Raw genomic sequence first — 19,119 nt, 5'->3', positions numbered from 1 at the left:
GGTTATGCAGGTTGTCGAAGCTTTAACTGTTCAATTTCTTCAAGAGCCGTACGCCATTTTGTATCTTTTTCTAAATAGCCACGAAGAATAGCTGAGAATGCATAATGAGATTTGAGACGATGTCTAATATCATCAGCTTTTTTTATCTTTTCGTCTTCTTGCCAATTATCTAGTTCTTTAAAGAATTCTCTTCTTAAAGTTAGAAAGTCATTATGAACTTCGAAAATTTTTTCTCTTAAATCTTCTTTACTTACTTCTTGGATACCACTATTTGCATTATTAAAGCATTTAGATATTAGTTCCTTGGCTGTTTCAGTTTTAGCATGATATGCATGATTATTAGGACAGGAATTAATTACTTCAATGTCCTCATCAGGCATTCTGTAATAGACTTTTATCCATTCTTCAACTAGATGATCATCATTACAACAATCTAACATATCATCGTAGTATTTATTTTTGATTGAATTGCATCTTGAACATGCGTAATAGAGATTGTTCCAATCAAGCTTAAGCATTTCATTATCTAAATGTGGAATGAAATGTTCAACATTTAGGTTCGGGAAATGCTTCTGTTCACAGATATAGCATTTACCATGGAAATCTTTCTTTAATTGCCTAACAACCACAGGATCTTTATAGTCTTTAGTAGTCCAATCTGTTGGTCTAGGAGATTTGGATACTTTAAACATTTAAATCCTCCAACTCATTATGATCTGCAAGTAGATTAATTGCTTGTAAATATAGATTTTTTAAACTTTTATCTAATAGATCATTTTTTTCTAGCTCGATTAAATTTTTGACAATTGATCTTATATTTTCATAATTGCTGGGGTTTTCATTTAATAGATTTTTTAGTGTGTTGATTAATTCTTTTGTGTCTGAACTAATAGGATTTACGTGGAATAATCCTTTAATAATAGATCCATAAGAATAGCGGCTTAAATCTTCTTCAAAAAATTCACCACTAGAAATGTCATAAACCACGGTATCGTTATCTGTTGATGTAATAACAAAAGGTGAATGTGTACTTACAATGAATTGGATTTCAGGAAACGATTGGCTTAAAAATGGAAGAATCTTTTTTTGAAGCGAAATATGCAAGTGAGCATCAATTTCATCAATGAGTACAACCCCATTTAATTCATTTGGTAAAATATTTAGTAATCTTGATCTCATTAACAGATCACTATAAATATCAAATATAGCAGTAAATCCTGATGAGAGTGATTGGAAAGTGAACTCTCGATAGGATTGCAATAAACTAAATTTTCTTAATTTATAATCGAATTTTAATTGAGTTGTTGGATCTTCAAATAAAAACTTTAGATCTTCATCAAATTTTTTAAACCACTGATCTATTTGATTGGCATGATTTGTATCTTGTTCTTCGGATAAAGCGAGTGATTTTTCAATTTTGATATTTAATAAATATTGTTCGAGGAACTGCCCTAACTTCGAAGAATAATCATGTTTTGCTGTATTAATATATTGATTTAAGTCAGTTGTATTTGTAGATGCGGTAATTTGTGATTGTCTATGAGCTGGGAAGAAATTAAATGTTACTTTCGATGCTTGAATATTTTCGCTCAAATTACCAATGCCAGTTACGATCAAATCAATATTTTCATGAGAATTCATAAAGCCTAATTGATGAAAGTAATGTTCAATCTGATGTATTTGTGAATTTCGGTGTCTGAAGTTACCATCATTTGATAAATTTTGATTTTGGATGATTATATTTTTTAACTCTTTTGCAATTTCTACAAATTTTTTATTTTCAATAATGTTATAACAATCTGTTTTAACTAATAAATTTTCTAATTTTGTCAAATACTGTTGGTAAATAATATTGGATGATAAGTTTTGAATCTCTGAACTTACTATATTAATAATTTGTTGCTTACATGAATAATGCTGTTGAGACAAACGTGGAATTTCATGAATTAACTTATTTAGAACTACACTATTTAATTGGCTCAAAAATCTGGTTTTACCGACTCCATTTTTACCAGTGAGAATTAAGTTACGTCCTTTTAGGTCGATATTTATATCATGATTAAGGAAGTCTAATTTTGCACTGATTTGTTGAATATATTTCATAGCTATTAAAATCAATAAAAGGCTGATTAATCAGCCTTTTATCTTACATCTTATTTATTAAATTACAACACATCAAAGCGCCGCAATCTGCTCCATATTCGCTTTAATCTTCGCTAACTGATCAGCAAATTCAGCAAGTTTCACTTTCTCACCTTCAACTACAGTAGCAGGCGCTTTCGCTACAAAACCTTCATTACCCAGTTTAGTTGCAATCTGGTCATGTTGCTTTTGAACTTTGTCGAAGTCTTTTTGTAGACGACCCAATTCAGCTTTAGGATCAATCAAACCTTTCATTGGAACAAATACAGACACATGACCAACTACACTCGATGAAGACAATGGCGGTTGTTCAGCATCTGCAAGGAAAGTAATGCTTTCAACTTTAGCCAATGCTTTAAACAACGGCTCAATACGTGAAATCTGTGCTTTCTCAGCATCAGTGGTATTTTGAAGCAACACAGGTAACAAACGTGCATTACCTAAGCCCATTTCACCACGGATGTTACGTACCGCACCAATCAAACCTTGAAGCCATTGCATATCTGCTTCCGCTTGATCATTGATCTTCGCTTCGTCAGCAACAGGGTACTTCGCCAGCATGATGGTTTCGCCTTGAATACCAATAATTGGTGCAAGCGTCTGCCAGATTTCTTCAGTTAAGTAAGGCATCAAGGGATGAGCAAGACGTAACGCAGCTTCCATCACAGATAAAAGCACACGACGAACTTCAGCTTTACGTTCTTCAGCGACATTTTCATCATTTAGAACTGGTTTAGTTAATTCTACATACCAGTCACAGTATTCATTCCAGATGAACTCATAAATCGCTTGAGCAGCCAAGTCTAAACGATAAGTTGCAAATGCAGTTTGAACCGCAGCTTCCGCTTTCTGTAAACGGCTCACGATCCATTGTTCAGGTAATTCCCAAAGATCAGGACGTGCAGTCTGACCAACAGTCTGACCTTCAACATTCATCAGAACGAAACGTGTACCATTCCAGATTTTGTTGGCAAAGTTACGGTAACCTTCAACACGTTTCATGTCGAATTTGATGTCACGCCCCGTATTTGCAAGCGCACAGAATGTGAAACGAACGGCATCTGTACCATAAGCCTGAATGCCTTCAGGGAATTCTTTACGGGTCGCTTTTTCGATTTTTGGTGCAGTTTTCGGGTTCATCAAACCAGTGGTACGTTTCTGTACCAAAGTTTCAAGATCAACACCGTCAATCAAATCTAATGGGTCAAGTACGTTCCCCTTAGACTTAGACATTTTCTGACCTTCGCCATCACGTACTAAACCGTGTACATAGACAGTTTTGAACGGAACTTGTGAAGTACCATCTTCATTTTTCATAAAATGAAGCGTCATCATAATCATACGGGCAACCCAGAAGAAAATGATGTCAAAACCAGTCACAAGAACGTCAGTCGGGTGGAACGTATTTAAGAAATAGTTTTCTTTATCTTTCGCTTCGTCACCCGTCCAGCCTAAAGTTGAGAATGTCCACAGTGCAGATGAGAACCATGTATCCAGAACGTCTTCGTCCTGTTTAAGTTCAACATCAGCGGCAATATTGTTTTTCGCACGAACTTCCTCTTCATTACGACCAACATAGATATTGCCTTCAGCATCGTACCAAGCAGGGATACGGTGACCCCACCACAATTGACGTGAAATACACCAGTCCTGAATGTTATTCATCCAAGCCATGTACATGTTGCTGTATTGCTCAGGTACAAATTTGATGTCGCCATCTTTTACCGCTTTGATCGCAGGTTCAGCAAGTGGCGCAATTTTCACATACCATTGGTCTGTCAATAATGCCTCAACGATTACACCTGAACGGTCACCGCGAGGTGGCTTCAATGTGTACGGTTGGATTTGATCTAACCAGCCTTCAGCTTCAGCTTGTTCAACTAACTTTTTACGTGCAGCAAAACGCTCTAAACCAACATATTCAGCAGGTGCTGCGATGGTTTTAGAAATCTGTTCGCCAGCTTTTGCGATATATTCAAACTCAGCCAGAATTTCAGCATTTTTGTTGAAAATGTTGATAATTGGCAATTCACAGCGTTTACCCACTTCATAGTCATTGAAATCATGTGCAGGGGTGATTTTTACACAGCCTGTACCGAACTCTTTGTCTACATATTCATCTTTAACAATCGCAACTGCACGACCTGTAATCGGCAGGATAATGTTTTTACCCACCAACGGTGCATAGCGTTCATCATCAGGTGCAACAGCAACAGCGGTATCACCAAGCAATGTTTCAGGGCGAGTGGTCGCTACTACGATGTAATCTTTACCATCGTGGGTACGAAGTGATTTATCTTCAAAGAAATATTTGAAGTGCCACAGTGAACCTGCTTCTTCTTTATCAGACTCAACTTCTAAGTCAGAAAGGGCGGTTTGTAGTTTTGGATCCCAGTTTACAAGGCGTTTACCACGGTAGATCAAGCCATCTTCATGCAGTTTTACGAAAACTTCTTTTACCGCATTGGATAAACCTTCATCCATGGTGAAGCGTTCACGTGACCAATCTACAGAAGAACCCAAACGGCGGATTTGGTTGGTAATGTTGCCACCAGATTGTTCTTTCCATTCCCAGATTTTTTCGATGAATTTTTCACGACCCAAGTCATGACGGCTTACACCTTGCGCACCAAGTTGACGCTCAACTACCATTTGCGTTGCAATACCCGCATGGTCAGTCCCCGGTTGCCATAAGGTATTTTTACCTGACATACGGTTGTAGCGAGTTAGGGCATCCATGATGGCATTGTTAAAACCATGACCCATGTGCAAGCTACCAGTGACGTTCGGTGGCGGAATCATGATACAGAATGATTCGCCCTCACGAGATGGTTTGAAGTAGCCATTCTCTTCCCAAGTCTTATACCATTTTTTCTCGATCTCAGTCGGATCGTAGGTCGTAGCAATATTTTGCGCTGAATCAGTCATAGTAAAAACAGATCAAAAGTGAGTAAAAATTGGATCTATTGTAGCAAAATATTTGTCAGGAATGTTGATTCCTGTAGTGGAGTATTGGTGTTGTTTTAATTTATTTGATCTTGCTCCACAGCTTTATTTTCTGTTTGGGAAATGAGAATTTCAGAAAAATAAAACAAATGTTGGATTTAAACCATATTATTCAGTTTGAAATGCGAATAAATGATTTTAAGTGTTTGTTTTAAATTAAGTATTTTTTAATTATAAATAATCATTTGGAGTCATTAAAAGACAATGCATCCATTTTCGAGTTTTGCTAATATCAGTTCAATCTCGTTAAAACAACAATAGGGAAAAGTAGGATGCAATATAAAATCGATTTATTGATCAAACAGCAGACTTACCAAGAATTAAAAAACATTACCCAAAGTTTGAATAATGGTGAAAAGAAAGATTTAGCCAAACAATTGGGTACAGCATTTACTGAAATGTCTTGCCAAGTTCTAGATCAAGTCTTTGGTTCTTTGTTAAATGAGCAACGCTCACGCAGTGACTTGGATGCTAACGGCAAGAAAAAGCTTAAAGAAGCGGAACAAATTTTTGACCAGATTGAAGGTGCTTTGAAAAAATACATGCCATGGTCGATTTCATTTTTTAGTAATGACCGTTTAAAACCAGTTGCAAACCATATTCTGAAAAAGTTTGAAGATTCCAATGCCAATGAAGTGGTGATGTATTATCAACTTGACCGTAATTTAGGTGAGCAAGCCAATGCCAATATTCAAAAAGTCATTGATGGTGATGTACATGCTTTACCAGCAGCATTAAAAGACTTGGTCAAAGTGATTGATTTAGGTGTTTCTGAGTTTATTCGTGATCCTAAAACATTATTGAAATTTAATTTTGTGGTCGATAAAACCTTGAATGGTGTGATCAATATGATCACCAGTACAGGGTATAAGCGTTTAGAAAAAGCGGGTGAAGAATATGACCCTGCCAATGTTGAAAAAGCACAGCATTATGCACAGCATTTTAAAAAGTTTTTGATTGTTGCTTAATTGCTTGAAAGCGCAATTGCTTTGATCAATCCTTTGAACTAATCTCATTGATATATAACGTAATGGTTTAAATTATACTTTGTGTATTAATGAGTGTGGATACGCGGTAACGTCATCCGCAATTGTTTGAGGCAGGACTACTTCTAATTAAGAATGTTTCTGCGAGGTGTCGAATAACTTAACGGAAGTGAACGAGTTCTGCGGATGACAGTGGTTTTGGGTACTTTTGCCGAAACAAAAGTACCTCGAGCCGAAGGCTAAACCCTGAATCAAAATTTTTGATGTAAGACTCCGTGAAATAAAAACTTTAAATTAAGTATTTGATATTATTTGTTAAATTTAGGAGTGGTGACATGGAAAGCTTAGAGGGAAAAGTCGTTTGGATTACTGGTGCATCTTCTGGGATTGGCAAGGCATTAGCGGCAGAATGTGCTCTGCAAGGGGCACAAGTGATTCTCAGTGCGCGACGTTTAGAAGAACTCGAAAATGTGCGCGTCAGTATTTTAAACCCTGATCGACATATTTCAGTGGCAATGGATATTACTGACGAAGCTCAAATGCGCCATGCTTATGAACAAGTATTGCAAGAAAAAGGGCGCATTGATTGGTTGATCAATAATGCAGGCTTGAGTCAGCGAGCTTTAATTGCAGATACCACCATGCAAACTGAACGTGCCATCATGGAAATTGACTATTTTTCTCAAGTCTTTTTGACCAAATTGGTTTTACCGACATTCTTAGCACAAAAGTCTGGACGTATCGCTTATGTATCGAGTGTGGCAGGTCTACTCGGTACACAATATCGTGCGAGCTATTCAGCAGCTAAAGCAGCGATTCACATGTGGGCAAACAGTCTACGTGCAGAAGTAGCACAAGATGGTGTCAATGTTTCCGTGATTTTCCCTGGTTTTGTCAAAACCAATGTGTCTTTTAATGCACTGAATGGTGCAGGTCAACCGCAGGCACATCAGGACGAAGCGATTGAAAATGGCTTAGAAGCTGATGATTTTGCAACACAAACAGTTTCAGCTTTGATGAAAGGTCAAGAATACATCGTTGTCGGTGGTCGTAAGGAAAAATTAGGCGTTTTAGTTTCTCGTTTATCGCCATCAACACTGTATAAAATGATTCGTAAAATGAAAGTTAAATAATTGTTTAAGAACATCTTAAAAATTTATTTACACAATGGTTGTCTTAGGTAAGTAGGAAATGTACGTCTCATTTTATCAATTAAATCGCTGTTTCCTTTTGATGTTATGTGTATTGTTGATTCCGTTTAGCACTTTTGCAAAACAAACAGGTCAAGAAGAAGCGCGGGCATGGGTAGAACCCTCAGATGAAGAAAAGCAAGGCTGGCGACCACGTGAACATTTTTTTGATTCACAAAAGTGGTTAAAGCCGGAGTTTTATAATTTGAAAAGTTCAGCTAAGACAACCCAAAGTCGTTTACCACCAGCCCAATTAGATACACGTCAAATTCCATATCGCTTTGAAATTTTAAATCATCAACAATATTTAAAGACGCCATCTGCAGATACGAAAAAGTGTCCTGTACGCTGTATTTTATTGAACGGACATATTTTTTCAGATCAATTGACGATTTTGAATAGCAGTTGGTTGAAAGAGGTTGGACGTTTTGTATATGCCGATACGACAGTACATATTATTGATATGCGTAATCATCAGTCACAATATTATGGTGGTATTGGTTTTTTGAGTATTCAAAATAATCAGATTAACTTTGAATATTTTGATGGTTTTAGAAAGGCTGTTGGCAACACCATGTACCGTATTCAGAATCAAGGTTTGGATATTAAAATGGATGATGGAACTTATCAGTCTATGATTCGATTCGATCAAAAGGGCTTTCACTTGACTGAATTGACGACTTATCCATTAGCGATGGAAACATGTACAGAGAAAAAAGATGGGAAATGGGAATGCGAGATGTCTCGTTAGTCGTGAACCATTTTACTGAACGAGTTAAGCAGTTTCATTTAATTTTAAGTCTAAGCGAGATTTGATTGTAATCTCGTGGGCGAGGTGGTCATGTTAAAAGTAAAATTTCGTCCCTTAATTGTTCCATTGGCTTTATCGAGTTATTTATTGTGCATGAATGAAGCGCGTGCTGATCTTTGCGATAGCAATGAATTGGTTGATAAAGTGATTGCACAGACCGAGATAGCCAATCGTGAGCAAGCCAGAATCGCCTGTAAAATTGACCCAACCAATACTTCAAATGTGATTATGGCGTATGCACAGTGGATTCCTGTTAAAGATGAACCAGAAAGTGGGACATATTATTTGACTTTGCTTAAGTTTGATCGGAACAACCAACAGGTGAATTATCGTTATCTTACAAGAAAAGCGATAGTTTCCGATGCAATTAGTTTAGATTCGATCGAACTAGATACAGCCAATTATAAAATTGCAAATCAGCAACGTGCTTTGGGCCTAAGATTGAATTATTCAGGGCATTCCCAACCGAATCCTTACGCAATGCAGTTGTTGAATCTCTATAATTTGCAGAATAAACAACAAGTTTTAGATAGCTTGATTGTAGAGCGTTACCGAGCTGAAACAGATACTCGTTGTAATGCTGATGTCGAAGAACGAAAAAGTATTTTAAAAATGCTGAATAGTACAAGCAAAAATTATTATGATATTCAGGTCAAAACTACAGCACAGAAGTCTAAATTTCGTGGTACTTATGATCACTGTCATGAAACCAAACAAAATCCAACTAAGCAGATTATGACGCTTAAATTTGATGGGAGGCAGTATCAGATTCCCACCCAGTATAAAGATGACTATGTCTATTGATGTAGGTTTTTAAATATTGATTTCGCTAGATAGAGCAGGAGGTTTGATTGACTGGAATGGTGAGCAATGTCGTTCCATTTTCATTCTTATAAATGTAATCATACTCAACCCCAAACTTAAAAGACGCTTTCATCAGTTCGCATAATTCAGCTTTTTTAGTTGCATTGGAAAAAGCAGGAAGTACGGACTGATCAATTTCGTAGGTATATGCGATTTTTAAATCTCGTCGATCAACTGCTGTTAGTGTTGAACTTTGTTCGATCTGCATTGGGATTTGTTGACGTAGCATATTTAATTCAGTATCAAGTGCTTGTGTTATTTCAGTTTGATTGGGCTGTTTATTTTTAAAAATCAAGGGTGAAATCAAGTAGTGGCTAATCAAATAGCCACCAATAATTCCGATAATAGAGCCTAAAATTTTCTTTTTATTCATTTTTCTACTCTGGTTAAGATTGAATCGCTGTACCATAGGCAAAAACTTCAACCATGCCACCTTGCATGCCGAGTTCAGTGGTACTTAAACGTAAGCCCATAATCTGTTTAGCACCGACATTTTCAGCCTGTTGTTTTAATCTGACAATTGCCTCACGCCGTGCGCGTTCAACCACGCTTTCATAGGTGGTGAGTCGCCCGCCAAAAAAGTTTTGGATTTGAGCAATGATATATTTAAAATAATCATGTGAAATCACTACATTACTACTGATCAGCTGTCCCTCTTTTTCAGAACTCTGAAATTTATGGGTATCAATACGGATATGCGCAAGGCGTCGTTCATTTTGCTCAAGTTCAATTAAATGTTTACGTTCAATATAGCGCCCAAATCCCCAGCCGATACAAAACAAAATGAGTGTGATGACGATTTTAAAAACTAATCCATCCATACGCGTCACCTAGTGTGAAAATGGGTCTGGAAGTGGATTTGAATTTGCTTGAACAATGACGGCTGTTCCATAAACAAATAGTTCTGAAGCACCTTGCGCAATATTTGAAGTGGAAAAACGAATTCCGACAATTGCATTAGCCCCTAAAGCGCGTGCTTTTTCAATCATTCTATTCATCGCTTCTTGGCGTGATTCTTCTAATAATTCGGTATAACCTTTGAGTTCACCACCGACAATATTTTTTAATCCAGCCATCAAATCACGTCCAACATGTTTACTGCGCACAGTACTGCCATAAACCACATCTAACTGCTGAATAATTTGGTGCCCTGGCACACTTTCAAGGTTGCTTAATTTCATGGTGTGGTTGATTTACTTCGATGAATGAGATGTATTGAACATAGGAAATAATTGATCAAAAAGCAATAAAAAAAGCCCACCGAAGTGAGCTTTCATTTAAAACGATGCAAACTTACTTTTTATCTTTTGAATGGTATTTCAATTCAGAAGAAGAAGCAGGTTGAGCGATTTGATCAGCAGTGTTGGCTTTGATCCCACCACCGAGTGATTTATACACTTCAACTTGGTTATTTAAGTTCGCTTGCTCTAAAAGTAATAGACCTTGTTCAGCTGCATAAGATGAACGTTGTGCATCTAAAACAGTCAAATAGTTATCAATACCCGCACGGAAGCGAGCATTTGAAAGTTTATAGGTTGTATTGGTTGCATCGACCAAGCGTTTTTGTGCAGTGAGTCGGTCACCGATATTTTGGCGAACCGCTAATGCATCATTCACTTCACGGAAAGCAGACTGAATTGATTTTTCATAATCAGACAACGCAATTTGTTGATCTGTTTCTGAAATCTTCACATTAGCTTTACGTGTACCCCAGTCCCATAAAGGAATATCGAGGCTAGGACCCAATGACCATACAAATGCGCCTGATTTAAATAAATCACTTAAATCAGTAGATGCATAGCCTGCAGAACCAGTCAAACTGATTGTCGGGAACATGCGTGCTTTTGCCGCTCCAATATTTGCACCCGCAGCTGAAAGTTTATATTCAGCAGCTTTTACATCAGGACGGTTATTCAACAAGTCACTTGGTAAACCAGAAGCAAATGCTGAGTTTGAGGTAATTTTAGTCACACGCTGTTTAGGCAATAAGTTGTCAGGAACTTGTTGACCTACAAGAAGGTTCAATAAGTTTTGAGCCTGAGCAACTTGTGTCTTATAGCTTGCAACATCATTACGCGCTGTTTCAACAGAAATCTGCGCTTGACGAAGTGGAACTTCACTGTCGATCCCAACATCAAAACGTTTTTTGTTCAGATTGTATGAATCAAGCTGTGCTTTTAAGGTTTGGTCTGCAAGTTTAAGTTGAGCTGTAGAAAAAGAATAGCTTAACCATGCTTGCGCAACCTGACCAATCAAACTGATTTGTGTTGAATCACGCGCACTACCCGTTGCAAGATAAGTATCTAAAGCATTGTCTTTGAGACTTTTTACACGACCCCAAAAATCAAGTTCGTATGCAGTCACCCCTAAACCAACATTGTAGGTCGTTTGAGCACCAGCACCTTGATCTTGACGAAGTACGCTACCACTTGCACCAATCGTTGGTAACTGATTGTTTGAAGTGATTTGATACGCTTGTTGAGCACGTTGAATGTTCAATGTCGCGGTACGTAAGTCACGGTTATTGGCTAATGCAAGATCAATCACCTGAAGTAGGCGTTGATCTGCAAAGAATTCCTTATAACCTTGTTCTGCGATAGATGTACCAGTGTTATTGTCAATATAACCTGTTGGTATGCTCGCTTGAGCTACGGGTTCTGGGCCACGCATGCTTTGACATGCAGTCAAAGCAAGCGCAAGTGCAGATACCGCAATGCTACGACCTGAGATAGACCATAAGTTTTGCATCACGATTTATGCTCCTGAAGATTTTGATTTTTAGGTTTATATTTAAAGATACTACGTACCCACACGAAGAATACAGGAATAAAGAAAATACCCAATAGTGTTGAGGTGATTACACCACCCAATACACCATAACCAACTGAGTGTTGACTACCTGCACCTGCACCATTTGATAATGCTAATGGTAATACACCAAAACCAAATGCCAATGTGGTCATAATGATTGGACGTAAACGCATTTTTGCTGCATGTAAAGTAGCATCAAATAGACTTTCGCCTTTCTCTTGCAGTTCTTTGGCAAATTCTACAATCAAAATCGCATTTTTTGCTGACAAACCGATCACAGCAATAAGTGCAACTTGGAAATAGATGTTGTTGGATAGATTTGCATCAGGTGCAAAATAAGTCCGACCAAACAAGGTAATTCCACCAAATAAACCTGTGTGCCCGAACATAGTTAATATGATCGCACCAACTACACCTAGAGGTACAACCAATAGGATCGAGAAGGGTACTGACCAGCTTTCATACAGTGCAGCAAGACAGAGGAATACGATCAATAATGAAAGGGCATATAAGAATGGTGCTTGTGAGCCAGATTCACGTTCTTCTAACGATAGACCTGTCCATTCATAGTCAAAGCCTTGTAAGCCCATTGATGGTAGTTTTGCAACGATTTCTTCCATCGCAAGCATCGCATCACCAGAGCTGGTACCTGGTGCAGGTGAGCCTTGGATGTTCATTGAGGCAATACCATTATAACGCTCTAAACGTGGTGAACCATAAGTCCATGTTCCAGTTGCAAAACTAGAGAATGGAATCATTTCACCTTTGTTATTACGTACATACCACTTGTTCAAGTCTTCAGGCATCATACGTGCATGAGCTTCACCTTGAACATAGACTTTTTTCACACGACCACGATCGATGAAGTCGTTGATATATGAACCACCCCACGCCATGCTCATGGTTGAGTTAATGTCCGCAATACTGACACCCATTGCCCCAGCTTGCGCTTGATCAATGTTAATTTGGTATTGAGGTGTATCTTCTTGACCATTTGGACGTACACCTGCAAGACGTTTGTCTTGAGCAGCTAGACCTAAAATGGTATTACGTGCAGCGAGAAGTTGTTCATGGCTTTGACCTGCAGATGCTTTTAACTGGAAGTTAAAGCCAGCAGTTACGCCTAACTCAGGCATTGCAGGTAATTGCAGCGGCATAACATACGATGCATCTTTTGCAATCATATTCAGCGCCATACCACGTTGGATCAGGCTACCGATTTGTTGCTCAGGGGTAGTACGTTTTTCCCAGTCTTTTAATTTTACAAACGCAAGACCAGCATTTTGACCAATACCTGTAAATGAGAAACCAGAAACACTAAACACAGATTCCACTGAGGCTTTTTCATTTTCCATGAAATAGTGCGTCATCGTGTTAATGACTTTGTCTGTACGGTCTAAGGTTGCATTTGGTGGTAATTGAACTAGTGTCATCACCACACCTTGGTCTTCTTCTGGTAAGAAAGACGAAGGTAACATTTTAAACAATACAACCAATACGCCAATTACAGCAGCATAAACAATTCCAGAGAACAGTTTATGATGTGTCATGAAATTAACACCCGTTTGATACTTCTCAGCAGTACGATCAAAGGCAGCATTAAACCAACGGAAGAAACGTGCAAAGATATTATTGCTTGGTTCTTTATTTGGATCGTGCTGTTTTAAAATGGTTGCACATAGCGCAGGGGTAAAGGTCACCGCTACAACCAAAGATAAGACCATTGCTGTCACCAGAGTGATCGAGAACTGACGGTAAATAACCCCAGTCGTTCCTCCAAAGAATGACATTGGAACGAATACCGCAGTCAAAACAGATGTCATACCAATCAAGGCACCTGTAATCTGCTTCATCGAAAGTTCTGTTGCTGCAACTGGATCTAAATGATCCTCTTGCATCACCCGTTCAACGTTCTCCACCACAACGATGGCATCGTCCACCAAGAGACCGATCGCCAACACCATTGCAAACATGGTGAGGGTATTGATCGAGAAACCAAAAATATTAATGATCGCAAAAGTACCCAATACAACAACAGGTACAGCCATCGTTGGAATAATGGTTGCACGCCAGTTCTGTAAGAACAAGAACATGACAAAGAATACAAGAATAATCGCTTCAATCAGTGTGTGTACCACACTTTCAATCGAAATTTTGATAAATGGTGTCGTATCAAATGCGAGTTTATCTTTCATCCCTGTTGGGTAGTTTTTACGCAATTCAACCATGCGTGCTTCAACAGCTTCTGATGTATCTAAGGCATTGGCACCTGTCGCAAGTTTAATTGCAACACCACCCGCAGGTTTGCCATTGAATTTAGAATCAAACTGATAGGTATCCGCACCTAATTCAACACGTGCAACATCACCTAACCGGACTTGTGCACCATCACTGGTGTTGCGTAGGAAGATGTTTTTGAACTGTTCAGGTGTGGTCAACATACTCTGTGCATTCACAGTTGCATTCAGTACTTGTCCTTCGATAGATGGCGCACCACCTAACTGACCCACAGCAACTTGAGAGTTCTGTGCACGAATTGCAGCTGCAACATCACTTGGAGTGATACCTAAGCTAGTTAATTTGGCAGGATCTAACCAAATACGCATGGCATAAGAACCACCGAATACTTGGACTTCACCTACACCAGCAACACGACTTAAAGGTTCGGAAATATTTGAGTTCACATAATCTTTAATGTCATCTGCAGACAAACTATCTGATTCAGAATAGAACGCTAAGACTTGTAAAAAGCTTGCACCAGACTTAGTTACTTTTACACCTTGACGTTGTACGTCTTCTGGTAAAAGTGCAGTTGCTGATTGCAATTTGTTTTGTACTTGAACCTGTGCGATATCTGGATCAACACCTTGTTCAAAGTTTAATTGGATTGAAGCTTGACCGTTCCCCGCACTGTTTGACGAAATATAACGTAAGCCATCCAAACCATTCATTTGCTGTTCAATGATTTGCGTTACTGTGTTTTCAACAGTCGAAGCTGATGCACCAGGATAAGTTGCAGAAATTGTAACTGTCGGTGGTGCAATCGTCGGATATTGTGCAATAGGCATTTTCGTCAGCGTGAGAATCCCCGCTAACATAATGACCAGTGCAATCACCCATGCAAAGATCGGGCGATGAATAAAAAATTGAGCCATTGAGTCTACCCCTTATGCATTTGAAGTAGCTTTTTGTTCAGTTGCTTTATCTTGCTGAGCAGGTTGGGCTGCTCCACCTGTTTTTTGTTGAGCCGCAGCTGGTGTTGCCCCTTGAGGCGCAGCAGCTTGTGGCTGATAAGGTTTAGCAACAACTTGTTGTTCAGGTTTAACTTTGGCAATACCGTCAACGATGACTTTATCACCAGTTGCTAGACCTTCAGTTACAATCCAGTTTTGACCTTGAACACCTACAGTTGTCACAGGACGAGCTTCAACAGCACCTTTAGCATTGACGAGCATTGCCATTGCTTGACCTGTAGGCGTACGTGTAATCGCAGCTTGTGGAATCAAATAAGCATTTGGAATCACACCTTGTACGATTTGCGCGTTGGCAAACATACCAGGAAGCAATAAATGGTTCGGGTTAGAAAATACAGCACGTAACGTCACAGAACCTGTATCAGGATTTACACTGGCATCAGAGAATGCGAGGTTGCCTTCTACAGGGTAAGTGCTACCATCTTCAAGTTTTAAGCGAACTTTAGTGTTATTACTACGGTCAATACTGCCTTTTGCAAGCTGTTGACGTAAACGTAATAACTCAGCACTTGATTGGTTAATATCAACATAGATTGGATCTAGCTGTTGAATGGTAACCAATGCATTGCTTTGACTTGCAGTCACTAATGCACCAGCAGTCACACTAGAACGACCAGATTGACCAGAAATCGGTGAGCGAACCGTTGAGTAACCGAGGTCAATTTGTGCATTTTTAACTGCAGCATTTGACGCAGCGATATCTGCTTCTGCCAATTTAATTTGTGCGACTAAATCATCATATTCTTGCTTAGAAACAGCATTGATGCCGACAAGCTGACGATAACGATTTGCCTTAACTTGCAAAGCATTTAAGTTTGCTTGCTGACGTACTAAAGCTGCTTTTGCGCTGTCTAAGTTTGCACGGTTGGTACTTGAGTCAATTTCATAAAGCGGTTGACCTTCACGTACAAAACTGCCTTCACTAAACAAGCGTTTTAAAATCACACCGCTGGTTTGTGGACGAACTTCAGAGATTTGGTACGCAGACGTACGACCTGAAAGTTCTACAGTTTGTTCCACGCTTTGTGGTTGAGCAACAATGACACCAACTTCAGTCGGCGGCATTTTTTGGGCAGCAGCACCGCCTTCTTGTGCTGCTTTTGGATCTTTGCTACAACCTACAAGTGCAATACTCGTTGCTAGAGCACAAGCAGTAAGGGCAGGTGCCCAAAGCTTTGCCGACATCATTATTCCACCTCGTTTAGATTTTTATCTAAAAATATTTTGTTCCGACTTAACGTTGCTGAAGATAGGATGAGCCATATCATTGCAGCCCAAATAAAACCTATGCCCCAACCTGCGAATACATCTGTAGGGAAATGTGCTCCCAGATATACACGAGAGATTCCCATACTAAAAAACCACAAAAACCCCATTAAGTATATAAGTTTAACTTGCTGATGTTTTTGAAAAATAAACATAATCGAACAACACAAAACGGCTGCATAGATACTGTGAGCACTGGGAAATGAAGCTCCATAAGTTTTCACTATTTGGAAGACTTCATCTGGTCTTGGTCGGTCGACTAGGTATTTTAAAATCCAACCTATTATTGAAGCACCGAGTAAGCCCAAACTCATCATCAGTATATTTGCGTACAGTTTTTGGCGTATGAAATATATGCTACATAGCCCAGTTATCACGATCATAGACGGTAAGCCGCCTAAATAGGAGAGGGCGAGTGTGATACCATTTAAAGCCTCTAAACGGTGTGTACTCATCCATACAACACTATTGAAATCAAAATGTTGTATTTGGTCAATATTTAAACCAATACCCCCAATAAGAAAACCTACACAGCCAATAAAGAGCAATACATAAGGCATATCACAACCTATGAGTATATTAATCGCGCACGTTAAGTTTAATTAATGCACTAAAGTGTACTAGTCAGTACACTTTTTTTCAAGTGAGTAGATTTAGGTAATTTATACTAATTTCTTTTTGCAAAAAAAATAAGAATTCGAACAAAAAATAACAATTAGTCTCAATGTTTTAGCTTTTTGTGAAAATGGTTCTCATCTTCAAGCTGCAAAGGCTGTTTCGGTGGCCAGAAAAAATCCATTGGGCGAGTTGAGAAATGTGTAAATATCAGTTTTGCAAGAGGTTTCCACTGAGAGAAACGAACTTGGCGTGCGCGAAGTGCCACAATGATGGTGAGGGTAAAGCTGACAAATAAATTGGTAATACCTATAGCAAGAACACCGATAAATGACACAATGATTAAGCCAATATCTGGTGAGCCATTGACGCACATCAGGCCTTGAATAAAGTTTGCTGAGGCGAAGGCAATATGGCGAATGTCTAAAGGTAATCCTAATATAAATCCGATAGTTCCCATACTTCCGAGCATGATACCGAAGAGAAAATTACCCGCTAAAGCACCTAAATTTCTTTCGATATAATTCGCAAATTTTTCAAGTTTTTCAGGGCCCATGATTTTTTTCAATTTTACATGGGCTTTTAAACGTGCACCAACTTTGCGGTACACTGCCATATTGTCGAAATATCCCGCAATTAATCCCGATAAAAATAAACAAATACCTGCAATGGCAGCATGTGGAATCGCCAGTGATGTGAATGGATTTAAACTATGCAATAAGGCATTGGCTTTGGCATGAGTCAATAATGGTTCATGGGTGGTCAGTTGCCATAAAAACGTAATTAATCCTGCTGTTGGAATTGCAATCGAAATATTTCCCAAAATTGCAATGAACTGAGTACGGATAATATTGATAATCAAACCCGCAAGTTCTGCAATTTGCGCAGTTTTAGACCCTTTTTGATGCTGTACAGTGGAAGCAAGTGCAGCAGCAGTCATTGCAGGCTGTTTTGTTGCAACAGTGAAGTGCAAAACATGAATTAGCATGAATCCCAATGAGTAATTCATACTATAAAAAAATGCATGTAAAAATGGGGCGAGTGCTAAACGAGAAAAAAGAATTTTAATGGTAGCCATTGTGGCAATGATGACACCAGCACCCGCTGCTGCCTGAAACATACCTAAAAAGCCTTTTTTATCTGTACTCACATAGTGCTCACCCGTTTTACTCGCATTCTCTGTGACTTGTAAGGCGATCAGTTCACTATTGGTTTTCAGTAAGTCGCGAACACTGGTTTCACTATAGTGGGCATAAACCAATTCAGTGAGTAGTTCACCACAAAGTTGAAAACGAATTAGGTTTTCTTCAACTAGGAGATTTAGCAATAACTCAATGCGGTCTAGACATTGTTCAAGCAGTGACAATAGATAGGTGAGACTTAGACTCACGCCAATACGTTTTGTTGCACGGCGAATTTTTAAAACAACAGCGCGACATTGTTCAATCATGACCAAGGCTTGATCAGCATCAGGGACAAGATTGAAATCAGGATCATGTCGATGTTTTTTCTTATAGGTTTCTATAAATTCGACAATTTCACGGTTTTGTACAAGAAAAGGTGATTCGTATTCTTGAAGTTCAGGATAGGCATTAATAAATTCAGGATATAAGCCAATACCACTGATACGATAGGATAAAACAGTAATCGCTTTGACAATTTCTCTTTTGATACCGAGCTTTTCATTTTCATAGTTCAAGCCTTGATTCAGTAACTTGAAAAATTCAATCCATTGCGAATCTTCAATATTATCGAGCCAGTATTTATCACTACGCTGATAAAAAACTTTACTGACTAAATCTTTAAGTTCAGATTCGTCGACGAGTAGTGGTAGAAAATGAGCGCCAAGCCTTTGTCCGAGCTGATTCCAAAAACCATCTAAAGATAAAATGCCACTGTCCGCATATAAGCTTGCTTGCTTATAATGATTAATGAGTCGTAGTAAGTAACCTTGAAATGCAGATGTTGCATTAGGTGTAATCAATAAGGCTCGGATTAAAGCATTAAATTTATTTTTTATTTCTTCAATATCATGAGTATCACTAGGTCTGATTCGGTTGACCAGTTCAATCAGAATACTGGCTTCAGGAACAGCGTTTAAATTATCAAGCTGTTCCTGCATGAGGAGAAAAAGATCATTAAATTGTATCTGCATAAGCACTTATAAAATGGGA

General features: G+C 38.6%; 15 protein-coding genes. 4 read left to right on the top strand and 11 right to left on the bottom strand.

Going from position 1 to position 19,119, the window contains the following annotated elements; genetic code table 11:
• Positions 1 to 2: 2 nt before the first annotated feature.
• From EXE09_RS12450 to EXE09_RS12440, 3 genes are all read right to left on the bottom strand, one after another.
• Positions 3 to 692, bottom strand: coding sequence for an HNH endonuclease (locus EXE09_RS12450; RefSeq protein WP_130117488.1), 690 nt, complete (start codon positions 690 to 692; stop codon positions 3 to 5).
• A complete protein-coding gene (locus tag EXE09_RS12445; protein WP_130117487.1) occupies positions 685 to 2,103 on the bottom strand; it encodes an AAA family ATPase in 1,419 nt (472 codons plus the stop codon). Before EXE09_RS12445 ends, EXE09_RS12450 begins: the two co-directional genes overlap by 8 nt.
• 72 nt (positions 2,104 to 2,175) lie before the next feature.
• Positions 2,176 to 5,070, bottom strand: coding sequence for a valine--tRNA ligase (locus EXE09_RS12440; RefSeq protein WP_130117486.1), 2,895 nt, complete (start codon positions 5,068 to 5,070; stop codon positions 2,176 to 2,178).
• 350 nt (positions 5,071 to 5,420) lie between these two features.
• Here EXE09_RS12440 and EXE09_RS12435 point away from each other — a divergent pair, with 350 nt between their 5' ends.
• From EXE09_RS12435 to EXE09_RS12420, 4 genes are all read left to right on the top strand, one after another.
• The gene (locus EXE09_RS12435; RefSeq protein WP_068974436.1) at positions 5,421 to 6,116 is read left to right on the top strand and encodes a hypothetical protein; all 696 of its coding nucleotides are present in this window, start codon (positions 5,421 to 5,423) and stop codon (positions 6,114 to 6,116) included.
• Positions 6,117 to 6,469: 353 nt separating this feature from the next.
• Positions 6,470 to 7,267, top strand: a complete 798-nt coding sequence (locus EXE09_RS12430) for an SDR family NAD(P)-dependent oxidoreductase (protein WP_130117485.1) — start codon at positions 6,470 to 6,472, stop codon at positions 7,265 to 7,267.
• 58 nt (positions 7,268 to 7,325) lie between these two features.
• Positions 7,326 to 8,075, top strand: coding sequence for a hypothetical protein (locus EXE09_RS12425; RefSeq protein ID WP_130117484.1), 750 nt, complete (start codon positions 7,326 to 7,328; stop codon positions 8,073 to 8,075).
• Between the two features lie 90 nt (positions 8,076 to 8,165).
• Positions 8,166 to 8,939: a hypothetical protein gene (locus EXE09_RS12420; RefSeq protein ID WP_130117483.1), complete on the top strand. Its 774-nt coding sequence runs from the start codon at positions 8,166 to 8,168 to the stop codon at positions 8,937 to 8,939.
• A gap of 25 nt (positions 8,940 to 8,964) precedes the next feature.
• On the opposite strand, the gene EXE09_RS12415 is transcribed toward EXE09_RS12420, so the two are convergent.
• The 8 genes from EXE09_RS12415 to EXE09_RS12380 form a co-directional block, all read right to left on the bottom strand.
• Positions 8,965 to 9,372: a hypothetical protein gene (locus EXE09_RS12415; protein WP_130117482.1), complete on the bottom strand. Its 408-nt coding sequence runs from the start codon at positions 9,370 to 9,372 to the stop codon at positions 8,965 to 8,967.
• Between the two features lie 13 nt (positions 9,373 to 9,385).
• A complete protein-coding gene (locus EXE09_RS12410; protein ID WP_130117481.1) occupies positions 9,386 to 9,820 on the bottom strand; it encodes a YbjQ family protein in 435 nt (144 codons plus the stop codon).
• A gap of 9 nt (positions 9,821 to 9,829) precedes the next feature.
• Positions 9,830 to 10,180 carry a YbjQ family protein gene (locus tag EXE09_RS12405; protein WP_087553166.1) on the bottom strand — a complete coding sequence of 117 codons (351 nt, stop codon included), beginning with the start codon at positions 10,178 to 10,180 and terminating at the stop codon, positions 9,830 to 9,832.
• A 112-nt stretch (positions 10,181 to 10,292) separates the two neighbouring features.
• Positions 10,293 to 11,747, bottom strand: a complete 1,455-nt coding sequence (gene adeK, locus EXE09_RS12400; RefSeq protein ID WP_068974443.1) for a multidrug efflux RND transporter AdeIJK outer membrane channel subunit AdeK — start codon at positions 11,745 to 11,747, stop codon at positions 10,293 to 10,295.
• Positions 11,747 to 14,965 carry an efflux RND transporter permease subunit gene (locus EXE09_RS12395; RefSeq protein WP_130117480.1) on the bottom strand — a complete coding sequence of 1,073 codons (3,219 nt, stop codon included), beginning with the start codon at positions 14,963 to 14,965 and terminating at the stop codon, positions 11,747 to 11,749. The genes adeK and EXE09_RS12395 overlap by 1 nt, the downstream gene beginning before the upstream one ends.
• 12 nt (positions 14,966 to 14,977) lie before the next feature.
• Complete coding sequence (locus EXE09_RS12390) at positions 14,978 to 16,252, bottom strand: efflux RND transporter periplasmic adaptor subunit (RefSeq protein ID WP_068974445.1); 1,275 nt, start codon at positions 16,250 to 16,252, stop codon at positions 14,978 to 14,980.
• Positions 16,252 to 16,890 carry a phosphatase PAP2 family protein gene (locus tag EXE09_RS12385; RefSeq protein WP_130117479.1) on the bottom strand — a complete coding sequence of 213 codons (639 nt, stop codon included), beginning with the start codon at positions 16,888 to 16,890 and terminating at the stop codon, positions 16,252 to 16,254. Before EXE09_RS12385 ends, EXE09_RS12390 begins: the two co-directional genes overlap by 1 nt.
• A 161-nt stretch (positions 16,891 to 17,051) precedes the next feature.
• Complete coding sequence (locus tag EXE09_RS12380; RefSeq protein WP_165382065.1) at positions 17,052 to 19,100, bottom strand: site-specific recombinase; 2,049 nt, start codon at positions 19,098 to 19,100, stop codon at positions 17,052 to 17,054.
• Positions 19,101 to 19,119 lie beyond the last annotated feature (19 nt).

It is taken from the genome of Acinetobacter sp. WCHAc060025 (assembly GCF_004209355.1).
GTDB classification, from domain to species: domain Bacteria; phylum Pseudomonadota; class Gammaproteobacteria; order Pseudomonadales; family Moraxellaceae; genus Acinetobacter; species Acinetobacter wuhouensis.
Note: the sequence above shows the minus strand (reverse complement) of the source record. Positions and strands in the feature narration are given on the sequence as shown.

Excerpts from the sequence above, each read along its gene's own strand:
- EXE09_RS12445 (WP_130117487.1), bottom strand. The coding sequence starts at position 2,103 with ATGAAATATATTCAACAAATCAGTGCAAAATTAGACTTCCTTAATCAT.
- EXE09_RS12390 (WP_068974445.1), bottom strand. The coding sequence starts at position 16,252 with ATGATGTCGGCAAAGCTTTGGGCACCTGCCCTTACTGCTTGTGCTCTA.
- EXE09_RS12430 (WP_130117485.1), top strand. The coding sequence starts at position 6,470 with ATGGAAAGCTTAGAGGGAAAAGTCGTTTGGATTACTGGTGCATCTTCT.
- EXE09_RS12380 (WP_165382065.1), bottom strand. The coding sequence starts at position 19,100 with ATGCAGATACAATTTAATGATCTTTTTCTCCTCATGCAGGAACAGCTT.
- EXE09_RS12405 (WP_087553166.1), bottom strand. The coding sequence starts at position 10,180 with ATGAAATTAAGCAACCTTGAAAGTGTGCCAGGGCACCAAATTATTCAG.
- EXE09_RS12415 (WP_130117482.1), bottom strand. The coding sequence starts at position 9,372 with ATGAATAAAAAGAAAATTTTAGGCTCTATTATCGGAATTATTGGTGGC.
- EXE09_RS12395 (WP_130117480.1), bottom strand. The coding sequence starts at position 14,965 with ATGGCTCAATTTTTTATTCATCGCCCGATCTTTGCATGGGTGATTGCA.
- EXE09_RS12440 (WP_130117486.1), bottom strand. The coding sequence starts at position 5,070 with ATGACTGATTCAGCGCAAAATATTGCTACGACCTACGATCCGACTGAG.
- adeK (WP_068974443.1), bottom strand. The coding sequence starts at position 11,747 with ATGCAAAACTTATGGTCTATCTCAGGTCGTAGCATTGCGGTATCTGCA.
- EXE09_RS12435 (WP_068974436.1), top strand. The coding sequence starts at position 5,421 with ATGCAATATAAAATCGATTTATTGATCAAACAGCAGACTTACCAAGAA.
- EXE09_RS12425 (WP_130117484.1), top strand. The coding sequence starts at position 7,326 with ATGTACGTCTCATTTTATCAATTAAATCGCTGTTTCCTTTTGATGTTA.
- EXE09_RS12420 (WP_130117483.1), top strand. The coding sequence starts at position 8,166 with ATGTTAAAAGTAAAATTTCGTCCCTTAATTGTTCCATTGGCTTTATCG.
- EXE09_RS12450 (WP_130117488.1), bottom strand. The coding sequence starts at position 692 with ATGTTTAAAGTATCCAAATCTCCTAGACCAACAGATTGGACTACTAAA.
- EXE09_RS12410 (WP_130117481.1), bottom strand. The coding sequence starts at position 9,820 with ATGGATGGATTAGTTTTTAAAATCGTCATCACACTCATTTTGTTTTGT.
- EXE09_RS12385 (WP_130117479.1), bottom strand. The coding sequence starts at position 16,890 with ATGCCTTATGTATTGCTCTTTATTGGCTGTGTAGGTTTTCTTATTGGG.